General features: G+C 66.2%; 15 protein-coding genes and 1 tRNA gene. 11 read left to right on the top strand and 5 right to left on the bottom strand.

The features are described from left to right. Positions 1–55 precede the first annotated feature (55 nt). From P7D22_RS13600 to P7D22_RS13560, 9 genes are all read left to right on the top strand, one after another. A complete protein-coding gene (locus P7D22_RS13600) occupies positions 56–403 on the top strand; it encodes a hypothetical protein (protein ID WP_319934789.1) in 348 nt (115 codons plus the stop codon). 11 nt (positions 404–414) lie between these two features. Further along, positions 415–939: a hypothetical protein gene (locus tag P7D22_RS13595; protein ID WP_319934788.1), complete on the top strand. Its 525-nt coding sequence runs from the start codon at positions 415–417 to the stop codon at positions 937–939. Beyond that, a complete protein-coding gene (locus P7D22_RS13590) occupies positions 939–2,192 on the top strand; it encodes a tyrosine-type recombinase/integrase (protein ID WP_319934787.1) in 1,254 nt (417 codons plus the stop codon). Before P7D22_RS13595 ends, P7D22_RS13590 begins: the two co-directional genes overlap by 1 nt. A 568-nt stretch (positions 2,193–2,760) precedes the next feature. Further along, a complete protein-coding gene (locus P7D22_RS13585) occupies positions 2,761–3,765 on the top strand; it encodes a hypothetical protein (protein WP_319934786.1) in 1,005 nt (334 codons plus the stop codon). Then, positions 3,762–3,965, top strand: a complete 204-nt coding sequence (locus P7D22_RS13580; protein ID WP_319934785.1) for a hypothetical protein — start codon at positions 3,762–3,764, stop codon at positions 3,963–3,965. The genes P7D22_RS13585 and P7D22_RS13580 overlap by 4 nt, the downstream gene beginning before the upstream one ends. Continuing rightward, entirely contained in the window at positions 3,962–4,363 is a 402-nt protein-coding gene (locus P7D22_RS13575; RefSeq protein ID WP_319934784.1) for a hypothetical protein, read from the top strand. Before P7D22_RS13580 ends, P7D22_RS13575 begins: the two co-directional genes overlap by 4 nt. Then, complete coding sequence (locus tag P7D22_RS13570) at positions 4,360–4,779, top strand: hypothetical protein (protein WP_319934783.1); 420 nt, start codon at positions 4,360–4,362, stop codon at positions 4,777–4,779. The genes P7D22_RS13575 and P7D22_RS13570 overlap by 4 nt, the downstream gene beginning before the upstream one ends. Then, positions 4,776–4,979, top strand: coding sequence for a helix-turn-helix transcriptional regulator (locus tag P7D22_RS13565; protein WP_319934782.1), 204 nt, complete (start codon positions 4,776–4,778; stop codon positions 4,977–4,979). Before P7D22_RS13570 ends, P7D22_RS13565 begins: the two co-directional genes overlap by 4 nt. Positions 4,980–5,410: 431 nt before the next feature. Continuing rightward, a complete protein-coding gene (locus P7D22_RS13560) occupies positions 5,411–5,881 on the top strand; it encodes a type II toxin-antitoxin system HicB family antitoxin (protein ID WP_319934781.1) in 471 nt (156 codons plus the stop codon). 12 nt (positions 5,882–5,893) lie between these two features. Here P7D22_RS13560 and P7D22_RS13555 read toward each other — a convergent pair whose 3' ends face one another. The 4 genes from P7D22_RS13555 to alaE all read right to left on the bottom strand — a co-directional run bounded on the left by P7D22_RS13555 (position 5,894) and on the right by alaE (position 9,941). After that, positions 5,894–7,195, bottom strand: coding sequence for a tyrosine-type recombinase/integrase (locus P7D22_RS13555; RefSeq protein ID WP_319934780.1), 1,302 nt, complete (start codon positions 7,193–7,195; stop codon positions 5,894–5,896). Between the two features lie 165 nt (positions 7,196–7,360). Beyond that, positions 7,361–7,454 (bottom strand) — tRNA-Ser (locus tag P7D22_RS13550). A 250-nt stretch (positions 7,455–7,704) separates the two neighbouring features. Beyond that, positions 7,705–9,240: a 2-isopropylmalate synthase gene (locus tag P7D22_RS13545; RefSeq protein WP_319934779.1), complete on the bottom strand. Its 1,536-nt coding sequence runs from the start codon at positions 9,238–9,240 to the stop codon at positions 7,705–7,707. A 260-nt stretch (positions 9,241–9,500) separates the two neighbouring features. Then, complete coding sequence (alaE, locus tag P7D22_RS13540; RefSeq protein ID WP_319934778.1) at positions 9,501–9,941, bottom strand: L-alanine exporter AlaE; 441 nt, start codon at positions 9,939–9,941, stop codon at positions 9,501–9,503. Between the two features lie 119 nt (positions 9,942–10,060). Here alaE and P7D22_RS13535 point away from each other — a divergent pair, with 119 nt between their 5' ends. Continuing rightward, positions 10,061–10,453 carry a hypothetical protein gene (locus tag P7D22_RS13535; protein ID WP_319934777.1) on the top strand — a complete coding sequence of 131 codons (393 nt, stop codon included), beginning with the start codon at positions 10,061–10,063 and terminating at the stop codon, positions 10,451–10,453. Positions 10,454–10,655: 202 nt separating this feature from the next. Here P7D22_RS13535 and P7D22_RS13530 read toward each other — a convergent pair whose 3' ends face one another. Continuing rightward, complete coding sequence (locus P7D22_RS13530; protein WP_319934776.1) at positions 10,656–12,185, bottom strand: ATP-binding protein; 1,530 nt, start codon at positions 12,183–12,185, stop codon at positions 10,656–10,658. A gap of 175 nt (positions 12,186–12,360) precedes the next feature. Between P7D22_RS13530 and P7D22_RS13525 the strand changes: the two genes are divergently transcribed. Continuing rightward, on the top strand, positions 12,361–13,527 hold the full coding sequence (locus tag P7D22_RS13525) for a hypothetical protein (RefSeq protein ID WP_319934775.1): 1,167 nt from the start codon (positions 12,361–12,363) through the stop codon (positions 13,525–13,527). Positions 13,528–13,552: the final 25 nt, after the last annotated feature.

Raw genomic sequence — 13,552 nt, 5'->3', positions numbered from 1 at the left:
TCACAAACCCGGAAAACTCGCATTTTGGCCGGAGGAGAAAGACGGGAGGACGTCAATGAACGCTATCGCTTTGCCCGCTCAGCACGACATCGCCGACCTCGAACGGCTCCTGGCCCGAGAGGTCGATCATCAAAACGCCATGCGGACTTTCCGTGAGGCGCACGACGCCGTCCGCGTTGGACAGTCGCCGCCGGCGCTGAGCCGGGCCGCCAAGGTGCTCCGCGCCTGGGCCGTTTGGCGCGCCAGCAAGACCTCCCTCGATGGCCTGCTGGAAACCAGCGCCTTCGCGACGATGCTCGCGGCCTGGGCGGTCAGCTACGTGGTGCTCTGCCCGGCAGAGCCGGTGCGGCACCACGCCCGTCCCGCTTTCGCGGCGGCTGCGACCTTCGTGGTGCTGCGGTGAGGTTCGGCGATATGGTGGCTGTGACGCCGGCCGAGCGCTGGGCCAGCCTGCCGGCCGCCACGCGCGACGCGATCGGCGCCAAGCTCTTGGAGAGCCACTTTGCCGAGCTCGTCCGCGACGATGACGGGCTCGAGACCACCGAGGTTGAGCGCGAGGAGGCGGGGCGCATCCAAGACGAGGCCTTCAGCGCGATCTTCCCGCTGATCGAGGATGCCTTCCCGACCATCATGTGGAGCTACCCCGGACCGGTCACCTACGTGGCGCGGGACAGCCACGGCAACTCGCTCGGGGTCGTGGGGCACGCAGGCATGGACAAATGGCGGTTTGTGCCGGTCTCGCCGCACATGAAGCTTGGGCGCGTCGTGTGGGGCATCCCAACCGATGCTCTCCCGCTCTGGGTCCACCGCGCAATCCGCCGCGGCGGCTGGTTCGGCGCCGTTTTCGACGACGGCCGGCGCTACCCCGACGACTTCCCGCAGCAGACCTGCGCGGTCGGGGCGCCAGTGCCAGTCGCCGCCTCGGCAGCGAGGTTGTGATGGGTCGCATCACCCTCAACAAGCTTTCCGCGCGTCGCGTCCAGGCGTTGACCGAGCCGGGCCGGCATAGCGATGGCGGCGGTCTGTACCTGGTCGTCGATGAGAGCGGCGCCAAGCGCTGGGTCGTCTTTTACCGGTTCGGCGGCAAGCGCCGGGAGATGGGCCTCGGCAGCCTTCTGTCCGTCCCGCTCGCCCGCGCAAGGGAATGCGCGGCCGAGATCCGCGAGAAAGTAGCGGAGGGCCTGGACCCGATCGCCGAAAGGCGGGCGACGGTACCGGTGCCGACCAAGTTGACCACCTTCGGCGAGGTAGCGGACACCTTCATGGCAGACCGGGCCGGTCTCTGGCGGAACGACAAGCACAAACGCCAGTGGCGGCAGACGCTTGAAGTTCAGGCTGCAAGCCTGTGGGTCATGCCGGTCGCGGCCGTGGACACGAAAGCCGTCCTGGCCGTGCTGCGCCCGATCTGGTTCACCAAGGGCGAGACCGCGATGCGGCTTCGTGGCCGGATCGAGCGCGTGCTTGATGCGGCGCGAGCCATCGGCCTGAGGTCGGGTGACAACCCGGCGGAGTGGCGGGGCCACATCGAGGCGGTGTTGCCGCGCCCGAAGAAGCTCGCGCGCGGTCACCATGCGGCGCTGCCCTATGCCGACCTGCCGGGCTTCATGGTTGACCTTCGTCAGCGTCCGGCCGCCATGGCGCGTGCCTTGGAGTTGTTGATCCTCACCGCGGCGCGCTCTGGCGAGGTCCGGGGCATGACCTGGGGCGAAATCGATTTCGCCGACGCGGTCTGGACGGTACCGGTTGACCGCATGAAGGCGAAACGCGTCCATCGCGTTCCCCTCTGCCCCCGAGCAATCGAGATCCTGGCGTCCCGGCGCCTCGCCTACAGCGAACCTGGTGATCTCGTGTTCCCGACAGGGAAAGATACCGTGCATTCCGACATGGCTTTCACGGCCCTGCTGAAGCGCATGGAACGGGACGAGATTACCACACACGGGTTCCGCTCAACGTTCCGCGATTGGGCCGCGGATGAAACTAGCCATCCGCGCGAGGTCATCGAAGCAGCGCTGGCACACCTCGTTGGCGACGACACGGAACGCGCCTACCGGCGTGGTGATGCATTGCAGAAAAGGCGCGCCTTGATGGCGGATTGGGCGGCGTTCGCCCTCTCGGCCCAGCCACCGAGCAGCGCAGCCGGATCCCCTCCGCTGCACCCTCCCGACAGCGAACGCTCCAACGAAGACGGCTGACATCTGCTGCCCGTGGCATGCGCGGGCTCCAATCCATCTTGAGAGGTCAACATGACCGAAGTTGAACACTTGAACGGATCGTCGGCGCCGGGCGTCGTGCCTGAGTTCGCGCCGATCGCGGACGAGCTTGCGCCGGCCGGGAAAACCGTCCCCGCTTTTGCTGGGCCGGACGCCGAACTGCTGGCGCTGATTGCCGAGGCGAAGGTCGTTTTAGCGCATGACCGCATACTCTTTGACAAGCGAGACGCGCTCTGCGGTGCCGGCCGACACGACACGGCGTATCAGGCGGCTCATGACGCGTGGAGCGAGTCCTCCGATGCCCTCTGGGCGCTTTGGCCCAGGATCGCAGCCATGAAGGCCACGACGCCCCAGGGCTGGATGGCTAAGGCGTCCCTGGATCTCGAAACGCCAGAACAAGTTGGTGAGGCACGCGCGAACCTGGAAGAAGGCGACGTGGGTACGATGCTGACCAGCAGGTCACTCATCACGGATCTCGCCGAGGCATTCTTTAGCCAGCAGACTGTGAGCGTCGCACACCTTCCGGCTGCGGCGCTGGACGCACGCACCGTTGGCGGATGCCTGGGCCAAGCGCCGCGAGGTATTCGAGCGTTACGAGCGCGCCTCGGAAATCGAAGACCTGCATATAAAGTTCTATGCTGCACGCGGCTCGGCCCTGTGTCAGCTTTTCAAGCCCCGCGAAAGCGACTGGACCGGCAATGCCATGCTGGCGCGCAGGCTGCGCATCACCATGGATGGCTTCTACACCAAAAGGTCGATCGATCTGCTGCGGAAGGTGGCCGCGACGCCCTCCGCTCACCAGCCGCGCGCGAATGAGATCGTGTGGGCTTACGACGCCTACGGCACGCACTACCCCGAGCATGTGGCGGCAACCGCCGCTCTTGAGGCGGTCACCGCCGAGCTGCACGTGCTCGACGATGCTATCCGCGATATGCCGGCGCTGTCGCTCGAAGGCATCGGCATCAAAGCCAGTTGGGCCCTGACCCACACCGCGGAAGGCGAGCGCGATCTGTCCGAGATCCTGCGCCAGGTTGAAGCCTTTGCGCATCGGCATCGTGGGCCTGCGCGGAGGGCCGATGCCGTCAGCCGTGAGCGCGACGTCATGGGCGGCCTTCCGGCTGCGGATTGGGCGCTCCAGCACCTGTTCATGCGTTGGGCCGAAAGCGCGATTGATGTCAGGCAGCTCGAGGCTGAGGAGGAACAGGCGTTCCGCCAGCACGGTGGCGCGAGCGAGGCTTGGCAAAAGGCCGAAGCCTTGGCAACGGCGGAGAGTGTGCGCAACGAGGCGTTGCGGGTTGGAATCGTCGATATGCCGGCGGCGTCGCTGCAGGGCGTTCAGCTCAAAGCGCACGTCTACCAGTGGCTTTGCCAAACGGCTGAGGGCGGGATCGAGGACGGGCTCGCCGAGGCGCGGAAGGGAGGCCGGGCTGACGACGCCGTGCTGGCCTATGCGATCGCCCGAGACATGGCACGCCTCGGGCCGGCAGCCTGCCTAAGCGGTCCGCCTGAGGTGCGAGACGCATCCATAGCAATCAATCAGGAGCGCGCCGCATGAGCCCTCGTCTCATCAACTGGGCCGAGATCGCGGCCTACAACGCCGGTGTCGAGGCGGTCCTTGCCATCGCGGGCCGGGCCTCGTCAGCGATCTCGGCCACCACCAAGCGCCACGTCCACGAAAGCTTCGCCGTCGCGGCTCTGTCCGAATTGGTCGAAGCCGGCCGGGCGTTGCTGATCCCGGCGGAGTCGGCGACGTGACGGACCTGCCGATCACCGATGCGATCAGCGATCGCTATCTCGCCGGCATTGACCAAGCTGCTGCCGAGGGTCGCGGCATGGAGCACATGCTCGGCTACTTCCGAGAGGTCGCAGAGCACATGGCCGCGAATGCATTTCTCTGGTGCGATGCCGAGTCGGAGCGCGCGCTGAAGAAGGGCGAAACGGCAGAGCAGGTCTTATCGAGGATGACGAACTTCTGCGACGGCTTGCAGATGAAGGTGGTGTCGTGGGTGCGGGCGGCATTTGTGGGCATAGGATACCCGAATGCCGAGGCCATGATCGCCGAGTTTGAGGAGGCGACCGCGCGGGCCTTCAGCGCGCAGCTACAGCACCTATTCGGCGGTTCATTCGGCCCCGATCAAGGGAGACAACATTGAGCGCTCTTGCCACTCCCATCCATATCGGCGGCGTTGGCGTCGCAAACCTCCGCTTCTTCGCGCCGCCGGCCGGCACGCAGCAGTTTCCGTGGGTCGCGGTCGATGATTTGCACGCCTGCCTCGCCTTGCCGCGCGATCTGCGACGCGAGCTTAAATCGAAGCTCCGACACACGAAGTGGAAGGACGATACCCGCACGGTCGCGACCGCTGAGGGCATCGTCAACCTGGTGCCGCACTTCATGGCACAGGGCCTTATCGACTCTGTGCATGATGTTGGACACACGACGGAAGGTGCCCGGCATCAATACGATAGGGAGGGGACGCAAGCCTTCAAGCTGCTGACGAAGGGACTCAGTGCGGCCGAGGCGCTGGCCTACATGCAGGTAGCTTGGGAAGCGACGGGAGCGTCGGCATGAGCACGACAGCGAAAGCCCTGGCGACCACCGCCCACCAGCTGCTCAACGTCACCGACGTGCGGCAGCGCATCAAAGTCAGCGTGTCGACGCTCTATCGCTGGATGGACGCCGGCACGTTTCCGAAACCTCTGAAGCTTGGGGATGCCTGTGTCAGATGGCGCGAAGAAGACCTTGTGGCTTGGATCGCGAGCAAGACTTAGGTCGAATGTTTTGCATCAGACCTGGCCTAGCGAATGTCGCAGGGTGTGGCCTCTGGTCCATTGATTACGAACCATATTGGGCGATATAAGGCCAAGAACTTCGGCGATGGGGATGCGCTTGCCAAACCGAACGGCATCCGATTTGAGCACGCCCCCGGTGGTACCTCCTCCGGAGCGAGCGCCGAAAACCTTATCCAAAATGCAGTCTAATCCTAAAGGGGATTGGACCATTGAGGACATAAAGCGCGTCTGTGCGCACTTAGGCATGACCTGTACATCACCAACTCGCGGATCTCACCACAAGGTGTCCAGTCCTCTTTTGGAAGGGACGCTTACTGTTCCTGCTCATAGACCGATTAAGCCGCCCTACATCAAAAGTTTCCTGAGCCTCGTGCGGGTGCACATGGAAACCTCTTCGAAGGAGCGTACCGATGGCTGATTTGCTTTATCCGGTAATCGTTCGACCACTGAGCGATGAGGACGGTGGCGGCTTTCTGGCTCTCGCTGCGGACTTACAAGGATGCATGTCTGACGGAGCTACGCCCGCTGAGGCGATTGCGAATGTGCAGTGCGCGATCGAAGAGTGGTGCGACGAAGCCCGCCGGCTCGGCCGTGAAATTCCTGCACCCGGCACGAGTAGCCGAAAGAGCAAAGAGGGTCGCGAAGCGCTTTTCAAGCTGCTCGAAAAGCAGGACGAAATTTTGAAGCTCAAGGAAGGGCTCCTTGCTGCTCAAAACAAAGCTCTCGAAGAGCTGAGGCTGGAGATAGCTGCTTTGAAAGATCGTGAGAGCGATGCGGTGTCATACCACCGCTTAGCTATGGTTTCTGCCCCAAGCTGGTTATCTAGGCCTGTGATTGCGATCGAAACGGGTTGTGACGCGGACGATCTCATTCACCACTAAGTCAAAACTGACTTAGCTCTTTCCAGCATAAGGCCGCTGCGGGCCCTCGAGCCCCGCGCCCCCGTCGACGCCGCGCCGCCGGCCGTTAAGCAGGTTGGCGGCGGCCGGCCGTCCTTCCATGATGAGATCGGCCCACAGCAGCGCCAGTTCCCGCCGGCGCCGCGTGTGGGCCGCTCGGTTATAGGCGCTCTCGACTTTGTCCTTCGGGACGTGGGCCAGCATGAGGTCGATGATGGCGCGATCTGCGGGGAACCGCTCGTTCATCACGCTCGAGAAGGTGGCCCGCCAGCCGTGTGGGACGTGCCTGTGGTGATACCCGGCCCGGTTCAGCAAATACCCGATCGCGTTCTCCGACATCGTGCTGAGCGCGCTGCGTCCGTTCGGGAACACGAAGGGACCCTTGCCGGTCATGAGCCGGATGGCATCGATCGTTTCGATGGCCTGCGGCGACAGCGGAATCAGATGGTCCCGCTCCTCATCGTCCTTCAGGTGGACGCGCAGTTTCATCCGCGCCGCCGGTACCCGCCACACGGGCTCGGCCGGGTCGAGGTCCGCGAACTCGGTCCAGGGCGTGCCGATGATGACGCCTGGCCGCGCGGCCGTCAGCGCCAGCAGCCGTAGGGCCAGCTTGGTGACTGGATGGGCCGGCGTCGCCTCGGCATCGGCCAGGATCTGGCGCGCTTCGACCAGATCCGTGATGGCCGGCTGGCGGCCCTTGCGCAGCGGCGCCATGACGTCGCCAATCGAGGCCGCCGGGTCGGTCTCCGCCCGGCCGGTCGCGATCGCGTATTGGCTGATCGAGGAGATGCGCTGACGGATACGCCGCGCCGTCTCGCGCGAGCCGCGGCGCTCGACCTCGCGCACCAGCGCCAGCACCGCTGGCCCGGTCAGGCTGCGGATAGGCGCAGTGCCGATCCGGGGGAACACGTCGCGCGTCAGGCTGTCCAGCACATCAGTGGCGTGCTTCTCGGCCCATGCGGGCCGCTTCAAATCGTGCCATTCCTTGGCGATCACCTCGAAGGTCTCGCCCTGGTGCTGGCGCGCCGTCAGCTTGCGCAGCTTCTTGACGAAGCTTGGATCACGCCCGGCCTTGACGTCGGCCCGAGCCTCATCCCGCGCGGCTCGCGCGTCGGCCAGCGACACGTCGGGGTAGGCGCCGAGGGAGAGCAGCTTCTCCTTGCCGTGGATCTCATAGCGGTAGCGCCAGAGCTTGCCGCCGGCTGCCGAAACGAAGAGGTGCAGCCCGGCCGCGTCCGCGAGCTTGTAGGCCTTCTCGGCTGCCTTGGCCTTGCGCATCTGAACATCGGTCAGCATCCCGGTCTCCGATACCCGGGTTTCAGCGGCCCATACCCGGCCGAATACCCGCTTTTTCCCGCGATCCCACAGAACAGAATGGGAACCCTTGGGAAGACGAAACGCCGAACGCCAAGGGGCCGCAAGGGGTTTTAGAAACGCCTCGGAGTGGTTGGGAAGGGTCTATGGCGGAGACGGAGGGATTCGAACCCTCGATAGGGCTTTACAACCCTATAACGGTTTAGCAAACCGCCGCCTTCAGCCTCTCGGCCACATCTCCGCAGGAGCCGTGCCTGAGGCACGAGATCCGGCTCGCTTATGCCAAAGGCAGCCCGGATTGGCAAGACGTGATGCGGTCCGTCGGGTGATTGCGTTCAACCCGGCGGCACCGGTCGCCACGATGTCGCTTCGCAACAGCGGGCGACACCGTCTTGTTTGCCATGCAGCGACGAGCTGCACGCAAGCGCTGCGGCCTCAACCCTGGCCCGCGCCGGCACCGGCCGTGACGCTTGGAACATGGACGCCGGGTTTCAGGCCTCGATCTCCACGCTGGCCTTTTGGCGTCCCGTCAGCTTGTTGAGGGCCGCCACATAGGCGCGGGCGCAGGCCACCAGCGTGTCGGGATCGGCGCCGCGGGCGGTCGCGGAGCGGTTGTCGTGCTTCAGGCGGATCGATACCTCGGCCTGGGCGTCGCTGCCGCCCGTCACGGCGTGAATCTGGAACAGGTCGAGCTCGGCTTCATGCGGCACGATGGCCCGGATGGTGCCGAAGATCGCATCGACCGGGCCGTTGCCGACGCCCTGCCGGGTGTGGTGCACGCCGTCGACATCGAGCGTCAGGGTCGCGGTCTGGGCCAGGGTGCCGGCGATCACGGTGAGGGCCTGCAGCTTGATGCGGTCATGGCCCTGGCCGATCTCCTCGTCCACCAGCGCCACCAGATCCTCGTCGTATACATGGCGCTTCTTGTCGGCGAGGTCCTTGAAACGCTTGAAGGCGTCCTGCAGGGCGTTGTCGCCGAGCTCGTAACCGAGCTCCTTCAGCTTTTCCTTAAAGGCATGCCGGCCGGAATGCTTGCCCATCACCAGCGACGTCTTGCTCACGCCGACGCTTTCGGGCGTCATGATTTCGTAGGTCGAGGCGTTCTTCAGCATGCCGTCCTGGTGGATGCCGCTTTCATGCGCGAAGGCGTTGCGGCCGACGATCGCCTTGTTGAATTGTACCGGGAAGGCCGTGACGGCCGACACCTGCTTCGAGGCGCGCGTCAGCCAGGTGGCGTCGACGCCCGTGGTGTAGGGCAGGCTGTCCTGGCGCGTCTTCAGCGCCATCACGACCTCCTCCAGCGCCGCATTGCCGGCACGCTCGCCGATGCCGTTGATCGTGCACTCGATCTGCCGGGCGCCGCCCTCGAGGCCGGCGATGGAGTTCGCCACCGCCAGACCGAGGTCGTTGTGGCAGTGGACCGAGAAGACGGCCTTGTCGGCATTGGGAACGCGCTCGCGCACCTCACGGAACATCGCGCGGTATTCGTCCGGCAGGGCGTAACCGACGGTATCGGGCAGGTTGATGGTGGTGGCGCCAGCCTTGATGGCGGCATCGACGCAGCGGCACAGATAGTCGACCGGGGTGCGGGTCGCGTCCATGGCGGACCATTCGACATCGGCCACGAGGTCACGTGCCTGGGCAACCGTGCGGGTGATGATGGCCAGCACCTCGTCTTCCGTCTTGCGCATCTGGTGCGCCAGATGGATCGGCGAGGTGGACACGAAGGTGTGGATGCGCGGCTGGCGGGCATGCCGCACCGCTTGGCCGGCGCGAACGATATCGCCCTCGATGGCGCGGGCGAGGCCTGCCACGGTGGCGCGCTTGCACTGGCGGGCGATGGCGGACACGGCCTCGAAATCACCCTCGGAGGCGATCGGGAAGCCGGCCTCGATGATGTCGACCCCCATCTCGTCCAGCATGACGGCGGTGGCCAGCTTGTCCTCGAACGTCATGGTGGCGCCGGGGCATTGCTCGCCGTCGCGCAAGGTGGTGTCGAAGATGACGACGCGATCGGATTGTGACATGGGTTCACCTGATGTTCGATGGGCCGCGAGGGCCGGCTGACCTTGATGGGAGCACGATCCCCTGAGCGCCCAGGCCGAAGCCCAGCCGGCTCTCAGGGGCGGCTAAGAAGGAGGTCAGCGGGTCGTGCGAAAGCCGGCGCCAGGAGGGCGCCTCGTAGTATCGCAATCATGGTCGCGCTTGCCGCCACCGAAAAACCCTGTTCGCGCGGAAATCCGCTGTTGAAGACTAACCAAGATCGAGGCGGAGTTCAACAGCATCGCTAAGCGTCCTGGCTCACGGGCGTGGCGCCGCTCGACGAAAGCCCGAACAGCCTGCGCACCCAATTCAGGAAGGCGCCGTAGGGTCGTCCCAGGCCCAGCATGATGGCGGTCGCCCCGAAGATGCCGAACACCAGCCCCCGCCCCGAGGCGCCGCTGAGCGCGATGATGGCGGCGTAGATCGGGACCTGGAAGCTGACGAGGGCAAGGCTGTCCCACAGCAGCCTCGACCAACGGCCGGGGCCGGCGCGCCGCGTCATCCAGTCCCGCCAGATTCCGTAAGGGCGACCGACAGGCAGCATGAGGGCCGCTCCCAACAGCCGCGCATGCAGCACCTGGTTCCATGTCATGCCGGCCAGAAAGCGCTCGTTGAGAACCCCGGTCAGCGTGAAGAACAAGAGCAATGCCGTGGTATCGGCCATGATGGCACGGCGCATCGGCATGCTCTCCCTGCAATGATTGCCCGCCAGTGTGTCCTGCATGGCCTTCCCAGGCGCAAGCGACTTTGCTTACAAGGTCGGCCGATCGCCGGCGCTGAACCCGGCTCCGTTTCGAGGTGATGATGAGAGTCGCGGCCGTTCTTCTTCTTTTGGCGTCCACCGCCGTGCCGGCCCTGGCCCTCGACGTGGCCAGGCTTCCGGACAGCTGCAAGGCTTATCTCGACGCGAGCAAGGCGGACAAACCGAATTATGCGCAGCTGAGCGGCACCATGCAGAAGGCCCGCAAGGCCAACGACAATGCCAGCTTCTGTTCCGCCGCGAAGGCGCTCCTGGCCGTGGTGGTCGGCGAAAACGGGAGCATCGACCAATGTCTCGGCGATCTCGCGGTCGACAAGACCGCCACACCCGACACGGTGAGCCAGTTCGCCCAGGTGAAGGATTATTATCGAAAGATGGTCGCGGCCGCCAAGGATCCTGCCAACGACCACCTGCATTGCGGACTGGCGGACCAATAGGCGGAACGCAGCCGCCACGGCAGTGAGCCGCGTCCGCGCGGCCTAGGCTGCATCCGAGACGGCGGACCCTTCGTGCAGGTCGTTCCGGCGACACGCCGCCGGAGAGCCATCGCGCCGGGTAAGGTATCCGTCGATTATCGATTGGCATTCAAGGCGGAGGACCGCTTAGGGCACGAGTTCGACCTGCACGAAGGTCGCCCGGCTATTCGGCCGCGAAGCGCTCCAGATGCGCCGCGCCGAGATTGGCCTCGCCCAGGGGATCGTTCCAGCCGGTTTCCCAGCCGAGATCCGGCAGCACGATGGCGCGTGACCCCGACAAGCCGCTGCGCACCACGAAGTGGTTGCTCTTTTCGAGGTGCTTGATGCGGCTGCGCGCCCGCCCGGGGGCGTGCTGGCCGCAAAGCGCCGCCACGGTGGCGTCGCTCGGGCAGGGTGCCCCCGTCAGGGCCGCGCCGGCCATGATCAGGAAGGCGGCCTGCAGGTCTTCCGGGATGTCGCGGGCGAGGTCGACGGCCCGCTGCCAGTCGGCTTCTCCGGCCCGCTCGGGATCGAGGCCGGCCCGCGCCCCGGCGATCAGCAGCTTGAAGCCGGTCAACGGCAGGGGAGCGCCGCCGATGCGCTTGATGCGACAGCGGACGCAAAAATCCTGGTAGAGGATCGTTTCGGGCCGGAAATGGGCGCCGGTTTCCTGCAGGATGTCGTGGGTGATGGTCCGGTAGGCGAGGTCGCGCTCGGCCTCACCCATGGTGTCGGGCTCGGCCTCGGGCTCCGGCGCCGGACGGTTGCGGACGATCTCCTCCAGCAGCGCGTTCATCGACGGCGGTGGCGGCGCCGGGGTGCGGCGCTCCGCCATCGGGCGCGTCCCCACGGGGGTCGGGGCCAGGATCAGGCCGCGGGCTTCTTCGGTCGGCTGCTCGGGCAGGGGGGTCAAGGTCGGGGTGCCGCCGCGCGGCGCGGTCTCGACAGGCCCGACGCGGATCGGCAGCGGCCGGCGCGACAGCGCGGGCCCGAGGGCCACGAACTGGCCACGGCCGAGGTCGCGGAACATCTCGGCCTGGCGGCGCTCGAGCCCCAGCAGGTCGGCGGCCCGGGCCATGTCGATATCGAGAAAGGTGCGGCCCATCAGGAAGTTGGTCGCCTCGGCGGCGACGTTCTTGGCGAGCTTCGCCAGGCGCTGGGTGGCGATCACCCCGGCGAGGCCGCGCTTGCGGCCACGGCACATCAGGTTGGTCATGGCGCCGAGGGACAGCTTTCGCGCGTCCTCGGCCACGTCGCCGCCGACCGCGGGCGCAAACAATTGCGCCTCGTCGACCACCACGAGGGCCGGAAACCAATGGGCACGGTCGGCATCGAACAGGCCGTTGAGAAACAACGCCGCGGCGCGCATCTGTGCTTCGGCGTCGAGCGTGTCGAGGCTCAGCACCGCCGAGATGCGGTGCTGCCGGACCCGCCCGGCGATGGTCTCGAGGTCGGCCGCACTGCGATCGCCATCCACGACCACATGGCCGAAACGCTCGGCCAGCGTGACGAAATCGCCCTCGGGGTCGATGATGATCTGTTGCACGTGGGCGGCGCTCTGCTCGAGCAGGCGGCGCAACAGGTGCGACTTGCCGGACCCGGAGTTGCCCTGCACCAGCAGCCGGGTGGCCAGCAGTTCCTCGAGGTCGAGCATCGCCGGTGCCGGCACGGCGCCCGGTGGGGCCGTGATGCCCATGTCGATGTCGATTTTCATCGCGCCTCCTGCCAGCCGGCATCACAACCACGCGGGTGAAAACCCGGTCAATGCCGCCCGGGGGGTTATCCCCGCCCAACCGGAGCCCCGTGCGGGTTGCGCGTCGTTAAGGCGCCGGTGCCATGCTGCATCCGGATGGATCGGCGGCGGTGAAACCCACATGGCGGCAGGATGGATGAGCCGGGCTGGCCGGTGGGTTTCGCTGGCGTTCGGGCTGGTGGCGGCCTCGGGGTCGCTGGCGGCACCGCTGCCGCCCGTGCCGGACGTGCGCTTCGCTGGGCCGCCGACGCTGATGTTCGATCCGGCGCACGACGGCTGCGACGGCAACGATGTGCCGGATGCACCCGCCCGGGTGTTCCGTCGGGCCGACGGTGTGCTGGTGATGTTCGGCCTGCACTACACCAATCACCCGCTGATCGGCCCGAAACTCGATGGCTTGAAGATCGAGTGTCGCTCGGCCCTGCTGGCGCACGGCAATCCCGATCCGGCCGCCTACGACGATCGCAGCTGGATCGCCGCCACCTGGACGCGCGACGGCCGGGCGGTCGATGCCCTGGTGCATCACGAGTTCCAGGCCAATGAGCATCCCGGCCGCTGTCGCTTCCCCGGCTACATGCAGTGCTGGTTCAACACGGTGCTGGGCGTCCATTCGGCGGATGGGGGTAGGAGCTTCATCAAGGGTGACGCCCCGGTGGTGGCCTCGGCCCCGTTCCGGCAAGAGGTCGGGCAGGGACGCCATCGCGGGTTTTTCAACCCGTCGAACATCGTGTCGGACGGTTTGTTCTTCTATGCGCTGGCGTCCACCACGGGCTGGGATGGGCAGGAGGGCGGCGTCTGCTTGTTCCGCACCGACCGTCCCGATGTTCCTGGGTCCTGGCGGGCCTTCGACGGCACGGGGTTCACGGCGCGCTTCGGCGATCCCTACCGGGGCGCAGCGTCCCGCGACGCCCGATGCAGCACGATCGCGCCGTTTCCGGCGCCGGTCGGCAGTCTGGTGCGCCAGCGCGGCTCGGGGGTCTGGTTCGCGGTGTTCCAGGCCTCCGCCGATGCCAACCGCTTCCCGGTCGGGGGCTTCTATGTGGCGACATCCCGCGACCTGCTGCATTGGAGCGAGCCCCGTCTGCTGTTGGCGGGCGCCACCAATTACGACGATCCTTGCCGCGCCGGGGGACGCTTGCTGGCCTACCCGGCGCTGATCGACCCGGACGCCCGAGGCCGCAACTTCGATGATGTGGGACCACGCGCGACCTTGCTGTTCGCCAGCCTGCGGGTAGATGGGTGCACGATCACCAGCGACAGGACGCTGCTCGGCCGTCCGGTGGATCTGGCGATCCAGCGATAAAGACGTGTTTTGCCGGGCCGGCGGT

The sequence above is a fragment of the Lichenihabitans sp. Uapishka_5 genome, from assembly GCF_033947565.1.
Lineage (GTDB): Bacteria > Pseudomonadota > Alphaproteobacteria > Rhizobiales > Beijerinckiaceae > Lichenihabitans.
This window is presented reverse-complemented; position numbering and strand designations above follow the sequence as displayed.